Source organism: Mesorhizobium sp. Cs1299R1N1 (assembly GCF_037179655.1).
Taxonomy (GTDB): Bacteria; Pseudomonadota; Alphaproteobacteria; order Rhizobiales; family Rhizobiaceae; genus Mesorhizobium; species Mesorhizobium salmacidum.
This window is the reverse complement of record NZ_JAPYKR010000040.1, coordinates 1-13845: the sequence shown is the minus strand read 5'-3', so window position 1 is coordinate 13845 and position 13845 is coordinate 1. Positions and strand designations below refer to the sequence as shown.

Annotated in this window: 14 protein-coding genes and 2 pseudogenes; 10 read left to right on the top strand and 6 right to left on the bottom strand. The window is 63.6% G+C overall.

Going from position 1 to position 13845, the window contains the following annotated elements:
- From O7A70_RS32780 to O7A70_RS32745, 8 genes are all read left to right on the top strand, one after another.
- Window positions 1-1313, top strand: a 1313-nt coding sequence (locus O7A70_RS32780; protein WP_337144038.1) for a type IV secretory system conjugative DNA transfer family protein, incomplete at its 5' end; no start/stop codon positions are given.
- Window positions 1314-1328: 15 nt separating this feature from the next.
- Window positions 1329-2423 carry an AAA family ATPase gene (locus O7A70_RS32775; protein WP_337144037.1) on the top strand — a complete coding sequence of 365 codons (1095 nt, stop codon included), beginning with the start codon at window positions 1329-1331 and terminating at the stop codon, window positions 2421-2423.
- A complete protein-coding gene (locus O7A70_RS32770) occupies window positions 2420-2842 on the top strand; it encodes a hypothetical protein (RefSeq protein WP_337144036.1) in 423 nt (140 codons plus the stop codon). Before O7A70_RS32775 ends, O7A70_RS32770 begins: the two co-directional genes overlap by 4 nt.
- Window positions 2839-3630 carry a hypothetical protein gene (locus tag O7A70_RS32765; RefSeq protein WP_337144035.1) on the top strand — a complete coding sequence of 264 codons (792 nt, stop codon included), beginning with the start codon at window positions 2839-2841 and terminating at the stop codon, window positions 3628-3630. The genes O7A70_RS32770 and O7A70_RS32765 overlap by 4 nt, the downstream gene beginning before the upstream one ends.
- Before the next feature lie 5 nt (window positions 3631-3635).
- Window positions 3636-4298 carry a helix-turn-helix domain-containing protein gene (locus O7A70_RS32760; RefSeq protein ID WP_337144034.1) on the top strand — a complete coding sequence of 221 codons (663 nt, stop codon included), beginning with the start codon at window positions 3636-3638 and terminating at the stop codon, window positions 4296-4298.
- Window positions 4299-4692: 394 nt separating this feature from the next.
- On the top strand, window positions 4693-5217 hold the full coding sequence (locus tag O7A70_RS32755; protein WP_337144033.1) for a helix-turn-helix transcriptional regulator: 525 nt from the start codon (window positions 4693-4695) through the stop codon (window positions 5215-5217).
- Window positions 5218-5638: 421 nt separating this feature from the next.
- Window positions 5639-5956 (top strand): hypothetical protein, encoded by a 318-nt coding sequence (locus O7A70_RS32750; RefSeq protein ID WP_337144032.1) that lies wholly within the window; start codon window positions 5639-5641, stop codon window positions 5954-5956.
- 112 nt (window positions 5957-6068) lie between these two features.
- Window positions 6069-6506 carry a type II toxin-antitoxin system VapC family toxin gene (locus O7A70_RS32745; RefSeq protein ID WP_337144031.1) on the top strand — a complete coding sequence of 146 codons (438 nt, stop codon included), beginning with the start codon at window positions 6069-6071 and terminating at the stop codon, window positions 6504-6506.
- Between the two features lie 110 nt (window positions 6507-6616).
- On the opposite strand, the gene O7A70_RS32740 is transcribed toward O7A70_RS32745, so the two are convergent.
- The gene (locus tag O7A70_RS32740; protein ID WP_337144030.1) at window positions 6617-7018 is read right to left on the bottom strand and encodes a single-stranded DNA-binding protein; all 402 of its coding nucleotides are present in this window, start codon (window positions 7016-7018) and stop codon (window positions 6617-6619) included.
- Window positions 7019-7989: 971 nt separating this feature from the next.
- Between O7A70_RS32740 and O7A70_RS32735 the strand changes: the two are divergent.
- Window positions 7990-8211: pseudogene (locus tag O7A70_RS32735) on the top strand (type II toxin-antitoxin system VapC family toxin); the annotation flags it as partial.
- An 89-nt stretch (window positions 8212-8300) separates the two neighbouring features.
- Here O7A70_RS32735 and O7A70_RS32730 read toward each other — a convergent pair.
- The 5 genes from O7A70_RS32730 to O7A70_RS32710 form a co-directional block, all read right to left on the bottom strand.
- Complete coding sequence (locus O7A70_RS32730; protein ID WP_337144029.1) at window positions 8301-8888, bottom strand: hypothetical protein; 588 nt, start codon at window positions 8886-8888, stop codon at window positions 8301-8303.
- A gap of 475 nt (window positions 8889-9363) precedes the next feature.
- Complete coding sequence (locus O7A70_RS32725; RefSeq protein WP_337144028.1) at window positions 9364-9696, bottom strand: hypothetical protein; 333 nt, start codon at window positions 9694-9696, stop codon at window positions 9364-9366.
- Window positions 9693-10580, bottom strand: coding sequence for a DUF7007 domain-containing protein (locus O7A70_RS32720; protein ID WP_337144027.1), 888 nt, complete (start codon window positions 10578-10580; stop codon window positions 9693-9695). The genes O7A70_RS32725 and O7A70_RS32720 overlap by 4 nt, the downstream gene beginning before the upstream one ends.
- Window positions 10580-11050: a hypothetical protein gene (locus tag O7A70_RS32715; RefSeq protein ID WP_337144026.1), complete on the bottom strand. Its 471-nt coding sequence runs from the start codon at window positions 11048-11050 to the stop codon at window positions 10580-10582. The genes O7A70_RS32720 and O7A70_RS32715 overlap by 1 nt, the downstream gene beginning before the upstream one ends.
- A 90-nt stretch (window positions 11051-11140) precedes the next feature.
- Window positions 11141-12829: a ParB N-terminal domain-containing protein gene (locus O7A70_RS32710; protein ID WP_337144025.1), complete on the bottom strand. Its 1689-nt coding sequence runs from the start codon at window positions 12827-12829 to the stop codon at window positions 11141-11143.
- Window positions 12830-13357: 528 nt separating this feature from the next.
- Between O7A70_RS32710 and O7A70_RS32705 the strand changes: the two are divergent.
- A pseudogene (locus O7A70_RS32705) lies at window positions 13358-13845 on the top strand (hypothetical protein); the annotation flags it as partial.

Here is a 13845-nt window from a genome sequence, read left to right as displayed (position 1 = left end):
GGGGCGGCACCCACGGCCTCGTCTTCGCCGGATCCGGCTCCTACAAGACGGTCTCCGTCTGTGTGCCCACCTTGCTCGGCTATCGTGGTCCGATCGTCACGCTCGATCCGTCGTCGGAACTGGCCCCGATGCTGACCGGCGCGCGCACGGCCATGGGCCGGCGTGTCATCGCCATCGATCCGATGAAAGGAACCGGCGGCTTCAACGCCCTCGACTGGCTGGCGACAGGTTCGCCCCTCATCGATGGCGACATCCGCTCGATCGTCGACTGGATTTCTGGCGAAAGACATTCCGCCACGCGCGATGCGCCGGCGAGCGCGTCGGGAAAAGCCTTTTTCGAGGGCCGCGGCAAAGCGATTGTCGAGGCGCTGCTGTCCGACATCGTCTTCGATAAAAATCTCGCAGACGACAAACGCAATCTGGTGACATTGGCCGAACGACTCGCCCTTCCCGAAAAAGCGATGCGGGGCGAATTGGCCCGCATCCACGAGCAGTCGTCCTCGCATCGCGGAAAACATCTCGCCGGTCAGCTGATGGGCCTGGTCGCCGAGACGTTCTCCGGCGTCTACGGCAATATGAGCGAACAGACCGAATGGCTCGCCAACCCCGCCTACGCGAGGCTGGTCTCCGGCAACAGTTTTCGCACCGCCGATCTCGTCGCCGGAAACCTCGATCTCTTCGTCAACATTCCCATGAAGGTGCTGGAATCGACGCCGGCCCTTGGCCGCGTCGTCATCGGATCGCTGCTCAACGCCGTCTATGAGGCCGACGGTCATTTGCCCGGCGGCAGGATCGTCTTCCTGCTGGATGAAGTCGCCCGCCTCGGCTTCATGAACTCCTTGGCCCGCGCCCGCGACGCCGGCCGCAAATACGGCATCACCCTGGTCATGCTCTATCAGTCCGAGGGCCAGTTGCGCGAGCAATGGGGCGAAGGCGGCAAATCGTCCTGGTTCGAGAGCGCCTCCTGGCGATCTTATGCCGCGATCGGCTCGCTCGAACAGGCGCGCGCCGTCTCCGAGGCGCTCGGTGAACACGGCGTGGTGCTGAGTTCGGCCACGACCAATCGCGGCAAGAGCGCCAGGCCGCTCGAGATCGGCACCGCCTCGACCGGCGCTTCGCAGCAGAAATCCGAACGCGGCAGGCGGCTTGCGACCGTCTCCGAAATCCTGGCCGACACCCGCGCCGACGAGCAGTTCGTCTTCATCCAGGGCCGCAAACCGCTGCGCTGCGGCCGCGCGATCTATTTCCGCAGGCCGGAGATGATCGCAAGGGTCCAGGAGAACCGTTTCGCGCCGCGCGTTCCATCCGGATGAGGCTGGGGGGAAAAAATGCGATTTGGTCTGATCCCCATCCTCGTCGGTCTCGCCGTTCTAGTCGTCATTGTCGCGATCGCCCAAACCCATGCCGGCATCATCCTCGTTCTTGCGCTGGCGATCATGGCATGGCGGCTGGTCCGTGCCGACACCTATGGCGCGCCTTCGTCGGGCGCACATCATCGGCGCGGGCAACGACAGACCGCCGGCGGCAACCAATCCGCCCTGGCCGTCCGGCCGCCATCCGCGCGGCCGCTCGAAGAAATCCTTGCCGAACTCGACGCCATGACCGGCTGGCAATCGGTCAAGGCCGAGGTTCACAAGCTCGTAGCCGTCCTGCGGGCCGAAGAGCAGCGCCGCCGCCATGGCGTAACGTCGAAAGACCCGCCCAGCCTGCATCTGGTCTTCCTCGGCAATCCCGGCACCGGCAAGACGACCGCCGCCCGCCTGATGGGCGAGATCTTTCATGCGCTCGGCCTGCTCAGGTCGGGCCATGTCGTCGAGGTCGACCGCTCCCGTCTGGTTGCGGGCTTTATCGGCCAGACCGCGATCCAGACGCGTGAAACGGTCGAGGCAGCGCTCGACGGAGTGCTGTTTATCGACGAGGCCTACGCGCTGGCGCCGGGCGAGCAAAGGAATGATTTTGGCCGCGAGGCGATCGACACCTTGATCAAGCTGATGGAAGACAATCGCGACCGGCTCTCGGTCATCGTCGCCGGCTACACCGGCGACATGCGCCGCTTCCTCGAAAGCAATCCCGGCCTGCGCTCGCGTTTCACCAGGACAATCCTGTTCGAGGATTACGCGGCGCCGGAACTGTCGGCGATTTTTCGCGATCTCGCCAAGAAGGACGGCTTTGTCCTCGATGCGGCAGCCGATGAGGCCGTCGACCTCGCCTGCGTGCGCCTGGAAGCGGAAGGCGGCGGGGACACAAGTTTCGGCAACGCCAGGGACATCCGCACGCTGTGGGAACGTACCCGCGAGGCGCAGGCCATGCGTCTGGCCACGCCGGGCGTCGGCAGCGCCGGCCGCGACGCCATCATGACCATCGAGGCCCAGGATATTGATGCCGCCATGGCTGTACGCGAGCGACAGGGTATCGGGACATGATGGCCACGCTGGTTGCTTCGGTCCGTGCCACGCTTCTGCGCTGGCTCAAACTTGTTCCCACTCTGTTCAAGCACGATCCGCTGTTTCGCTATGCCAGCATCGCCGCCGTTCTGGCTTTGATCCTGATTGCTGTCAGCATCGGTCAGGATGTGAGCGGACGCAGCGCCCTCTCCGGCACAGGAAACAGGACCGGTTCGGCTGCAACCGCGCCGGAACGCGTCGGGCAGAACGGTGTGGTTCCAGCGACAGGTTTGGAAACGACGGAGCCGCCGGTTCCCGGATCGCCGGGCGTGCCCACGCCGACAAAAGACGCCTCACCGCCGGCGATTGCACCGGGTCGTTCCCTCAACGGCATCGACGTGGCGCCGGCGCCCCGCGACAGTTTTGGAACCATCCCGCAAGGAGACAAACCGCGATGACAAAAACCTTGATCCTTCTCGGCTTCGCCACCCTGATCGGCGCGACCGGCATTGCGTCCGCCCAGAATGCGCCGGCCGATACCACCGATCAAAGGCTGCAACGCATCGAGCACAAGCTCGACGACATATTGCGCCGTCTCGACGCGCCCGCAACCGTCGGCGCGGGCCAAACGACCGCGCCAGCTGTCCAGGCAACGCAGAAAAGCGCCACGTCACAAATGGCCGGCGCCACACATGCCGCAGCTGCGGCCGACAATTCGTCCTATAAAGCAGGCGCTGTCGCCATTGCCCGCATCGCACCGCAAAAAGCCGCTGCACTGTCCGACATTCCCCCCGACAGCGTCGGCAGCTACGTCTATACTGGCGGCGCCATTCCGCTCAGCGAGCTTTCCCGCAACGGCGTCCGCTACACCGGCCTCGCCGCCGTCGAACTGCAGGGCTGGCTGAAAATCGCCGAACCCGGGCGCACCCAGTTGGCGGTCGAATACCGCGCCACCACCGGCTCCAACGCGATCATCGATCCCACCTGCATCGCCTCGGTCTGGCTGGAAGATCGTTCGATCGGCTCCAAACGCGGCGAAATCCCGATGCCGGCGCGGGAGGAAAAGACAATCTCCCTCGTCTATGGCGCAGACCTTCAGCCGGGCCTTTACAAGCTCCGCGCCTGGCTCGCCTGCACGCCACCGCGCGACCTGCGCAAGCTCGATGCCGCCCTGCTCGTCAAGAGCCCGAACGACATGAACCTGCGCCCGGTCGACGACACGGAACTGCTGCATCAGGAGCCCTAGCGGTCATGGCGAAAGCAAAAAAATATCAGGGTCACGACGTCGTCTCCGAAGGTCTTGTCGAAACGCAGGAACCGGGCTTCGACAAGCCAGTCTTTCGGCGGCCGGGCTTCAACGGTGTTTTGTCCTTCGACGCCATGGAAAAGGCGCTCAGCGAGCAAACACGCGCAAGCCGCGAGATGCGCGGGCTGACCCGGGAGAATCTCGCGTCCGTGCTGGGCCTGTCGACTCAGGTGTTCCGGCGCTACGAGGTGGCCTTCTCCAAGATGCATGTCACCCGCCTGATCCATATTTGCGAAATTCTCGACGTTTCGCCATTCGCCATGATTGTCCAGGCCGCGCCCCATCTCTTCGGCAAGACGCCGCAAGAGGCTGAAACGCGTGCACAGGCGATCGCAGCCTTGGAGCAACTGCCCGAAAATTCGGTAGCGCTGCTGCTGCCTCTTCTGCAGGCCCTGCAAAATAAGCCGGGTCATTCCTCTGTAAACGATGCTGAGGTCCCGGCGGCCAATTTATCGGAACTGGCCGACTTGGATAGGATGTCGGGAAGGAGGTCCAGTTCAGTGCCGAAGAAGGACCCGGCCAGTGGCGGAGCATCAGGTTCCAAACCAGCTCGGATGACAGGGCACGCCTCGGAGCAGAAACGACGCGTTGTCGCAAGAAAGAGTTAGAGGGAAATCCCCAATCCTCTCCCTCGGAAAAATACGGTTTCGGTTCTCAGCGCCCGCGGCAGCAAACCAGCCCGCCAGTTCCTGCTCTCTTGCATTCAGGCAGCATTCAATCCCCTCGACCACAGACGAAAGGACAGCCCCACATGCAAACGGTCTTCCTATTGCACACATACAACCACAGAACACGAACATGACCGCAACCAGCACGCTGTCGCTATCGCGGGCGCCCTGGGCGAGCTGATGCGTCTTGCCGAAGCCCTGGTTCGCGAGGCCTTGATGGTGCGCCCACAACGAGAGTTTTCAGGACGGTCGTGACGATTTTTGATACTTTACTATGGATTTGACCTAAAAAAGGGCATACCGAAAAGGCGAGTTCGTGCGAATACATAGATTCATGCTGCCAAATGAAGCGGGCGAGGTGAATAACCCCCTTCGGGACAATATCGCGTCGTTCCTCGAAACCGCGCGCCGTAGGCGAAAGCTTCGCCATCAACAGATGGCCGGACTGTTCAAGACGTCCCTTGGTCAAGGACTCGCATACCGCACCTACATTCGCACCGCAAAAAAGCGAAACAATGTGACGCTGCGCACGATCGAACAGATGGCCCAGGCGCTGCAGGTGTCGATCGCGACACTTCTGGTCGGCTGCGCCGAAGTGGAACCATGGGCCCACAAGCTCACCGAAAAATCGATCCGCGCGCGCCTTGCCGAGATCATCATCAGCGAGCGTGAGCGCCGCAATCTGCTCCTCTATCAAATGGCCGAGCTCCTGGGTGTGTCGGAGATCACTCTCAACAAGCTCGCGGACGCGGACGGCAATGTCAGTGTCGATACGATCGCCGCTATCGGCGAAGCGCTCGGTCGCGATCCGGCGACTTTTTTGTTTGAGGACTCCGACAGCCAGCATCAACCGGCCTGACTTGGCGCGACCGATCGCCAAGCCTGCCTTTCAACAGCCTCTTGCGGGTCTCGACAGTCATGGTTTCGGCGACCTCGGCCGTTAGCCTGTCGACACATCGTGAATAGCGAATGGATTCGAGCCGCCCGAGGGGCCGCCGGATCGGCTGCTGAACGGTCGGCAGGCATCTTTATTGCGCAACGTTCCTGGGACGCTGCTTTTTTGAACCCTATCGAACAAAATTTCAGGCCGAGATTGGGCCGAAATTTCGCGATCCAGGCGCTCTGGCGACGATGCACGACAACAATGTAATTAGGCAGGTTTCCTGGCTCCCCATTGCCGCGCTCGTTGACGCGCAGCAAGCCGAGCGTGCAATCGACCCGCCCTTGCTTTGTGTGACAAGGCGCTCTATATTGCACACATACAGCCACGGAACACGAACATGACTGCAACCAGCACCATCAAGGCCTCGCGAGGCAGGGCTTCGGGCAAGACGCATCAGCTCGCCAGAGCGCCCGCGCTGGCTGTGGCGCTCGAGGACGCCAGGCAGGCGGGCCTGCTCGATGGCGAGAGGACCGAACATCTTTCCTTCCGCGCACCCAAGGCCTTGATCGAGGCGGCCAAGCGGGAAAGCGGTATCGACTCGCCGACCGATCTCGGCATTCTTGCGCTGGCCACCCTTGCCCAGCCGGATCCCGTGGCATCGTTCCTCAAGCGCACGCATGGCAGCCTTGGCACAGGCCACAAGCTTGACTTCTGATCTGCGCGCGGCACTTCGGCGCTACAAGCCCGAACGACGAAAGATCCAGCTGAAGCCGCGATCACGAGACAGGCTGGTCGCGGTCGCGGACATCGATCTGCCCGGCCGGCCGATGCTCGTGCCGGACACCAACGTCTACATCATGTTCGCCTCAGGGAAATTGCCAGACGTGGCGCGTGCCCTCGTTGAACGCTCGCTGCTGTTCCATTGCTCGGTCTGCCTGGGCGAGCTTGCCATTGGCGTCGCCAATTTCGATTCCTCCGCCTCTGCATGGCGCGGGGTTCGTGACCATTATGCAACTCTTTTCGATGCCGTTCCTGAAAGCCGCTTGCTCACGCCGGATGCCCAACTATGGATCGAGGCGGGCGTGATTGCCGGCATTCTGGCGCGCACACAGAATTTCCAGCCCCATCAGCGCAAGGAATGCCTCAACGATGCGCTGATCTATCTGACGGCCGCCAAAAGCGGCTTGCCGGTCCTTACCGCCAACAGGGACGAATTCGATCTCATCCAGCAGATCGCCCCGGACGGACAGTTCGTCCATCTTTGATCTTGTCTTCTTGCCGGCTGTAATCTCGCTGAACGGCGGACGTTCACGGCGCGGGCCATCCTGAACACGCGAACGGCCCCGCCTCGCGGGCGAGGCCATTTGCTGCTGGCTCAGAAGGGAACCTCATCCCGGTCTTCGGTCTGGCCGCCGGCGCTATCGCGCTGCTTCGGCCAGGCGAGGAAGTCGATGCCGTCGGCGATGATTTCGGAGCTGTAGCGCTCGATGCCCTCGCCATCGGTCCACTGCGTGTAGTGGATGCGGCCGCGGACCGCGACCTTCATGCCCTTCGTGCAGTGCTTCTGCACCGTCTCGGCCAGGCCGTTGAAGCACTTGATGCGGTGCCATTCGGTGTCCTGCTCGGCGTAGCCGTTCTCGCCCTTGACGACCTTGCCCTCGACACGGCGCGGGCGGGAGGTGGCGAGACGGAAGCCGGTGATCTTCGTGCCGCCGAAGGTGGTGGCGATTTCAGGGTCGTTGCCGATGTTGCCGGCGAGAAGAACGATGTTGGTCATTTCCTGTCTCCTTTGCTGGTCCGGGGGAGAAGTCCCTCCGAACGAGACCCGGCAAAAGGACGTCGGAAGACGCTGGCAACCGAAGGCTTGCCCGTAAGGCCCGGGTGGTGCGGGCAGGGGCGGTACGCGCCAACACGGTCCGGAGCCGCGGGGGTTGCGAGCGCCGCACGAACGGACTTAGGGACTCATTTCGTTTCGGAGGGCTGTACCACCGGCTGCATGACAGTGGATGGGATCGGCACAACCGGCTTCCACGCCGGCAACATCGTCGGCGCCCCGATGGCCAAGGATGTGGCCAATCCCGGCGGTCTGCCGCTTTCACTCCTTCGGTGGACCAGAATGGCGCAATGGCTGCAAGGGAACGCGGCGCCAGAGGATAGCAGGTGAGGTCAGTGGCAGCTGCGGGGCCAGCTGGCGGCATGTCTGGAATGCGCCTCGTACGAATGGCAATGATGTTAAGCGCGCCAAGAGGGGCAGGTTGGCCCGCAGTCGAGCCCACAGTGGATAAGCTCTTGGGAGTCAAATTTCGTGAGTTGCGAAAAACGCGAAAACCTACCAACCTGATTGCGGCTGGAACGGGAGGTGGTTAGCGCCACCTCCCGCCCACTCCGGGGAGCCAGCCAGGGCAACAGGGCTTGCGGCGCTTTCTCTCGGCGAGGACGCCGCAGCCCACCTAGGCGTTGCATAATCTACAGGCAAACTGATTCGACAGCCCGCCGAGGCTTGGCTTTTCCCACAAGCATTTTGTTCTCTGTCCGTTCTAAGAGACGCTTCATGCCTGGCAGTTAATATAGGCGGGGCTATAACTGGACTTCGACGACTGCCTACCGGCGGGATGACGCTCATGGCCGGCTGTCTCGACTGCTGCGGCACCAAATGCGCTCGACGTCCCCGCGCACGTCGCTCAATGGCCTTGTGGAGGCTTTGGACGGCGTCGAAGCTTTCAAGACGGAAGAGTTCTGACCTGAATCGTCCGACGCTGGGGACGAATTTCCGGCGAGGTCAAGCGCGTGAGCGGTCATGCGCCGCCGGTCATTGACACGATGCTTGCGGCGACCGCGCTCGAACACGATCTCTATTTGGTCACGCGCAACGTGAAGGACACGAGTTCGTCGGGCGCGATCGTCTTCGATCCCTGGAATAACGACGTGCAGATGTTTCCCCTGAGCCCGCTGAGTAGCAGGGTAAGATAACGACGAAATAAATGGCCGGTCCCATCAGGAACCGGCCACAGCATGCCGCGATGGATGGTGGGCGAGGCTTCAGCCCCGCCCTGGCAGGCTCAGCCGAGCGCCGCCAACTGGAGTTCGGCCGCTTTGCGGTCGACGGTCTGGCCGGGGTTTTCGGTGGCGCGCTCGAAGGGCTTCCAGCGCTCGCCGACGACCTGCTCGTAAGCGGCGACCGCACCCTCGGCCGCCACGCGCAGCGCGTGCGACTGGACGCCCATATCGGCTGCGAATTCGCGCTTGCGCTGGGCGGCGCTGTCAAAACCGACCGGCCCGTTGAGGTCCTCGTCGCGGGCGTCATTGGCGGACTTGGCCGTCGCATCGCGCGCTTCGGTTACTGCGCGGCTGTAGAACTGGCCGGCGCCGTGGGCCGATCCGACGAAGGCGCCAACGATCCGCTGCAGGTGGATCTGCATCGCCCGTTCGCCCAGGCCCTCGCCCAGGGCATCGGCCGTCTCGATGATGAGCTTTTGGTGAAGATCGCGGATGCCATCGCTGTCGAGAAGGGGCAGGCCGAAGCTTTCGGAGATGAGGCTGGCCTGATTGGCGTCCGGGCAGCAGAGCCGGACCATTTCGATGGTGGTGCCTTTGCGCAACGGCACAACGCGGGCGGACTGACGGGACGTGCGAGCGGTCTTGGTCATGGGATTTCCTTTGCTTCGGTTCCGCCGAAGGCCTGGACCGGCTCCCTGGCCGGCCCTCCCTTCGGGCGAGGTCCAGACAAAACCGGCGGAAAGACGGGCGCTTCAGGGTCCGGGAGGGCCAATCGAGCAGGGTGGGTTTGCGTCCAAGCAGGGCTTACCAGCCCTCGCGCGGGACGCGGGCCCGCCGTGCCGAGAGCGGCTCTACCGGCCGCCCCGCGGCGCGGAACGCGGCCTTGAAGCGCACGGCCGCCGGTTTAGGACCGCACACCGAACGAAGGGAGGGCCGGCCAGGGAGCCTGATCGTCGACGATGAGGACCGTAAGGACAGGTTGCCGTGACCAACCGCCTTCAAAACCAGTCTGATTGTGATTGTATCGCATGTGACGCCACCGGATGAACCGGCTTATGCCCGACAATTCAGCTGCCGCGCCCGCCGGAAGGCACCTGCTTCACCTTGCGGCAGACACGCCGATCGTCACTGCGCGCGTCCATCGAGACAACCGCCATGCCGCTCGAGGAACCGGGCAATCGCAACATCCTGGCGTGCCAGCTTTCGGGACAGGGCATCGATCTCCGGCTGGCGCTCCGCGGTCAGGCCGGCAAGATGTGACCGATAGCGCACGAGGAAGGCGCTCGCGTCCGGCGCCCTCCCGCGACGATAGCCCGACTGGCGCGGCTGCAATTGCGGGATCAGCGCCGTCATGCGGCGTGTGATCTGCCGGTCGATCATGTCGAGCTGGCGCTGGATCTGACGGCGGGCTTCCGCCATGCGCAAGAGCTCGGCGCGGCGCTTGGGCGACAACGTCATGAACCCCGTCTCCCCTGCCAGCCGACGAAGCTCGACGGGCCGCCATGGACGACGTGGCGATCCGGATCGATAACGAAGCCAAAACGGCCGATCTCGTACTCATCAGCGGGGACGAGGAAGCGGCGTTCCTCGGTGCCGACGCCACGCCTGCCACCTGGTGTGGCAATGCATTCGATGAACCCCTTTTCATGGTCCGACGTGATTGCGGAAACCACGATCCAGTCGGCGACGTGTTCCGCCTCGAAGTCGCGTCGATCTTTCTCGCGGGATTCGCCGTATCCGAGCACGTTGCCGGTGATCGCTTCCCACGCTTCGGGAAAGCTGTCCTTGATGATGCGCTCCCCGGTATGGCGTTCGAAGCTCGTGAAGAGATGAGGGAAGGTGAAAGCGACAATCGCCCAGCACTCGTCTTCCTCATAGAAACCATCGGCCGCGCGCAGCCGGGCGTGGACCTTGGCGTTGCGTTCGGGCGAGAGATGGAACCCGCCATGGCTCGCGGTCGAATGATAGATCACACCTTCCGCGAAGACCGTGGCGCCCTGCGATGGTCCCCATGGCGTATTCGCCGTGGACCTGATCTCCCGTCGTGCGAGCGCGCGCCTCTCTTGGTTGTGCTCGGCGTTCTCCTCGACCTTTGCCCGGAATGCCGCCTCGTCGGCGAGCGCGCCGAAATGGCCGTAAAAATCCGAGCGCGTCCACTCGGCGATAGGACGCCGGATACGCCAGCCGGTTGCCATATAGTGCCGCCCGTCGCTCGCGGGCAGCATCGCAAACGCCGTATCGCCGGTGCGAGCGACAAAGACGCCGTCAGCGCTGCGGCCGAACTCCACCTCCGGATATCCGGATATGGAGTCTTCGTTCGAACTTCGAGGAGCATAGGTCATCACGCGGCCCTTCCCTCGACATGGTCGGCGGCGATCTCGCCCGCCGTGATCTGATCGAGCATCGCGTTCGGATAGCGGTGCTGATCCAGCCATTCTTCGGCATCGGCGCGATTTCGGGCGAGATGGACCAGTTCGGCGTTCTCGCCGGGCCGATCGAGCACGCGGACCGCGCCGATGGCCGGGCGTTCGAGAACCGTGAAGCGCAACCGGCTATCGAGTGAGAAGGTCCGATAGATTCGGACAGCGACGACCCCGCCGGCACCGTAATCCGCCTCATGCAGCGTGAAGCTCGCCGGCAGGCCGACGTTGCCGACGGCTCGTTCGCCCTGCTTGCGGATCAGGCGACCCCTGCTGTTATTGGTCTGCCATTGAGACAGCTTCTTGCGGTGCCGTTCCGGCGGCCGCGGCGTGCCGTCGGACCAGGCGATAAGCGAGCCGATTACGGCTCGGAAGATGAGATGCGCGGACATGCATGTCCTCCATGTGCTGATTGTCAAAACAGGACCGCCGCCAGCGTTTGCCGGCGGCGGGATGGCGATCGGAAGGAAGATGCGGGACCGCTATTCGGCGGCCTCGCGGAAAGCCTGCTCGGCCTCAGCGTCGCCAGCGTCGGCAGCCGCCTGCGGATCCTCGACCTGATCGTCGGGATCGTCTTCCCCTCTGGCAGCCTTGCTGGTCAGCCAGGACGAAAGTTTCGCCTTGTCCGGCGCGAACAGGGCGGCCGGATGAATGAGGCGCCCTTCCCTGAAGTGCTCGACGAGCGCGGCGCGGGTGTCCTTGACCTTCTGTCGCGGCAGGACCGGCGTGTCCTTGCAGCAGCCTTCCAGAGCCGGCCGCGACAGGCAGGAGAGGAATTCTTCGCTGCCCATGTTGGGCAGAAAATTGTCCGCGCCGATCGCATCGCCGGCCACGCGCGCGACAATGCCGCTGTTCGACCTGTTCTCGCGGCAAGAGAGCACGTCGATCAGCACGGACCGCACCGCGGAGCGCAGCGTGTCCATGTCGAACTCGAAGACGCCCTCCGGATTGAACAATCGCGCCGCGTGTTGCCCGAGGCTTGCGGATCCAAAATACGAGATGTCGCGGGCGCCGGATGCGACGCTGACATTCTGGCCGGCGAAGGCCAGAACAAGCAGCGCCATCAGCGTGTCGTCCTCGATCGGGGCGCGAGCAAGCGCCTCGTGGAGCGCGTCGGTGCGCAAATCGCCGATGATCTCGATTCCCTTGCGGGTGACATCCGGGCGCGACGTCGAGACGATATCGATGTCGTCCGCACCGCCAGCGCCGGGACCGCCATCATCCCTGGCTTTAGCCTTCTTCGCCTCGGGCATGCGGTACTGCACCGACTGCACCTTGCCGTCGCGGTCGAGATACATCGCCGTGCAGTCCGACTTCGCGGGCTTGCCGTGGACGCGCTCTGCCTTCTTCGGCAGTTCCGGCTGGCCCCAACCGTTGACTTCGACGAGCATGCCCTTCTTGGGCAGATTGTTCGTCATCCATTCCTGCTGCGCGCCGAGGAAAGCCTCGACGTCGCTCGTATAGCGGCTGTCCTCGTCGGCTGGCGCGAACAGGTCCTCGACCCAGGCGATGCCATAGGCCTGCGCCAGGTCATCGCCGAAGCTCGCATCGCGCGCATACATGCGGGTCTTTGTGAGACCCTGCGCCACACTCCACCACGACACCTGCGGATCGGCCTTCGACGGCCTATGCTTCTTCCAGACCTCTTTCTGCTCCTCGAGCGAGGCGGCCGCAATGGTGCGGAGCTGGCGTTCGTCGGGCATGTCGCCCTTGGCCATATGGTCCAGCATCGCCGGCAGCACGTTGGCGAGCAGCCTCAGCTTCTTGATCTGGCGCACCGACTGAGCGAGCGCGACGCCGATCGCCTCCTCGGTCCAGCCCAGGGCAACGAGCCGTTCGATCGCGCGCCACTGGTCGACGGGATTGAGCTGCTCGTGCGCGATCGTCGTGACCAGCGAGCGCATGGCGCCGCCATCCTCGGCACGGGGAACGACCAGGACGGCGATTTCCTCGAGGCCGGCGGCAATCGCCTGCTTGACGCGACGGTGGCCCTCGTCGATGACAAAGCCGTTGCCGCCGTCCGCCTCGGCGGCAACGACAGGGGGTTGCACGATGCCGACGGCCTTGATCGTCGCCAGCAGCAGCGCGTCAGCCTGCGGGCTGGACTTGGAACGGCGCGCCTTGTCGGGATTATCCTTGAGCGAGCGCGGATCGATAAATTTCAGTTCCATGGAGATACTCCTTTGGGGATTGCGGACGCGGCCTTTTCGCCCGTCCTTTTCCGTCTCCTTCCCGAAGACATCCCCGGCACCGCGGAGCGGACAGGCCGGAGCAACTGCGGCCGAGCATCCCTGCCTGGCCGGACCAGCGGGGCTTCCAGCCCTGCGCAGGACGACGGGCCGGGATCGCGAGCGGCGCGCTTGAGCGTAAGCGTCGGCGGCCAGCCCGATCAGCGAGCGGTTTCTCTTCCTTCTTCATCCCTCCTTCTCTGGTACTGGTCTGCAGCCGAGCCGTCCGGCGCGCTCCATCCATGACCCTAGCCGCCACCTCGCCTTTTTGGCAGCCAAGCGCTTTCAGCATCGCCCCGCGCACGAGCCGCGCGAACCGTTCGCCAAGTGTAGTGACTGTCTTCCGGATCGTGGGTCGCCTGTCACATTGGGGGCTGTGGCTGCTCGGGCTCGTCCTGATAATCGCCATGGGTCGAAGCAACGTCTTGTTTGTGATATCCGGCTGCTTTGACAGGTTTGCGGGTAATGGACATGGATCATGAGTTGCGCGCGAGTGCCGAGAGGGCGATCGCCGCATATCTGCGTGATTGCTACGGCCTCACCGGCAATGTCTGCACCGCGGTGAAGGGTGCGAATTGGACCTTTGCCGTTGACGACGATGTGCAGACCCTGGCCTTCGTTCGCCTCTATCGCACTTCTGGCCGCTTGCCGGTCGACGTGGCAAGCGAGCTGGCGGTGCTCCAAGCGATTCAAAGTACCCCCGCGCTCGAAGTCTCCCGGCCGTTGACGGATCATTGGTGTCGAACATTCTCCGAAGTTCAATTGCCTGATGGAACACAGCGGCTCATCGCCGTCTTCGCCCCGGCGGCGGGGCGCGAACTGGCCGCTACCGAAGCCGATTTCCGACGCGCCGGGGCTGCGCTGGCCGATCTGCACCGGCAGAGTGAACTGGCGCGCGTCGCTCCCAACAGGGACATTCTAAGCGACCTCGGGGACCAGCAAACAGTGGCGATGATCGC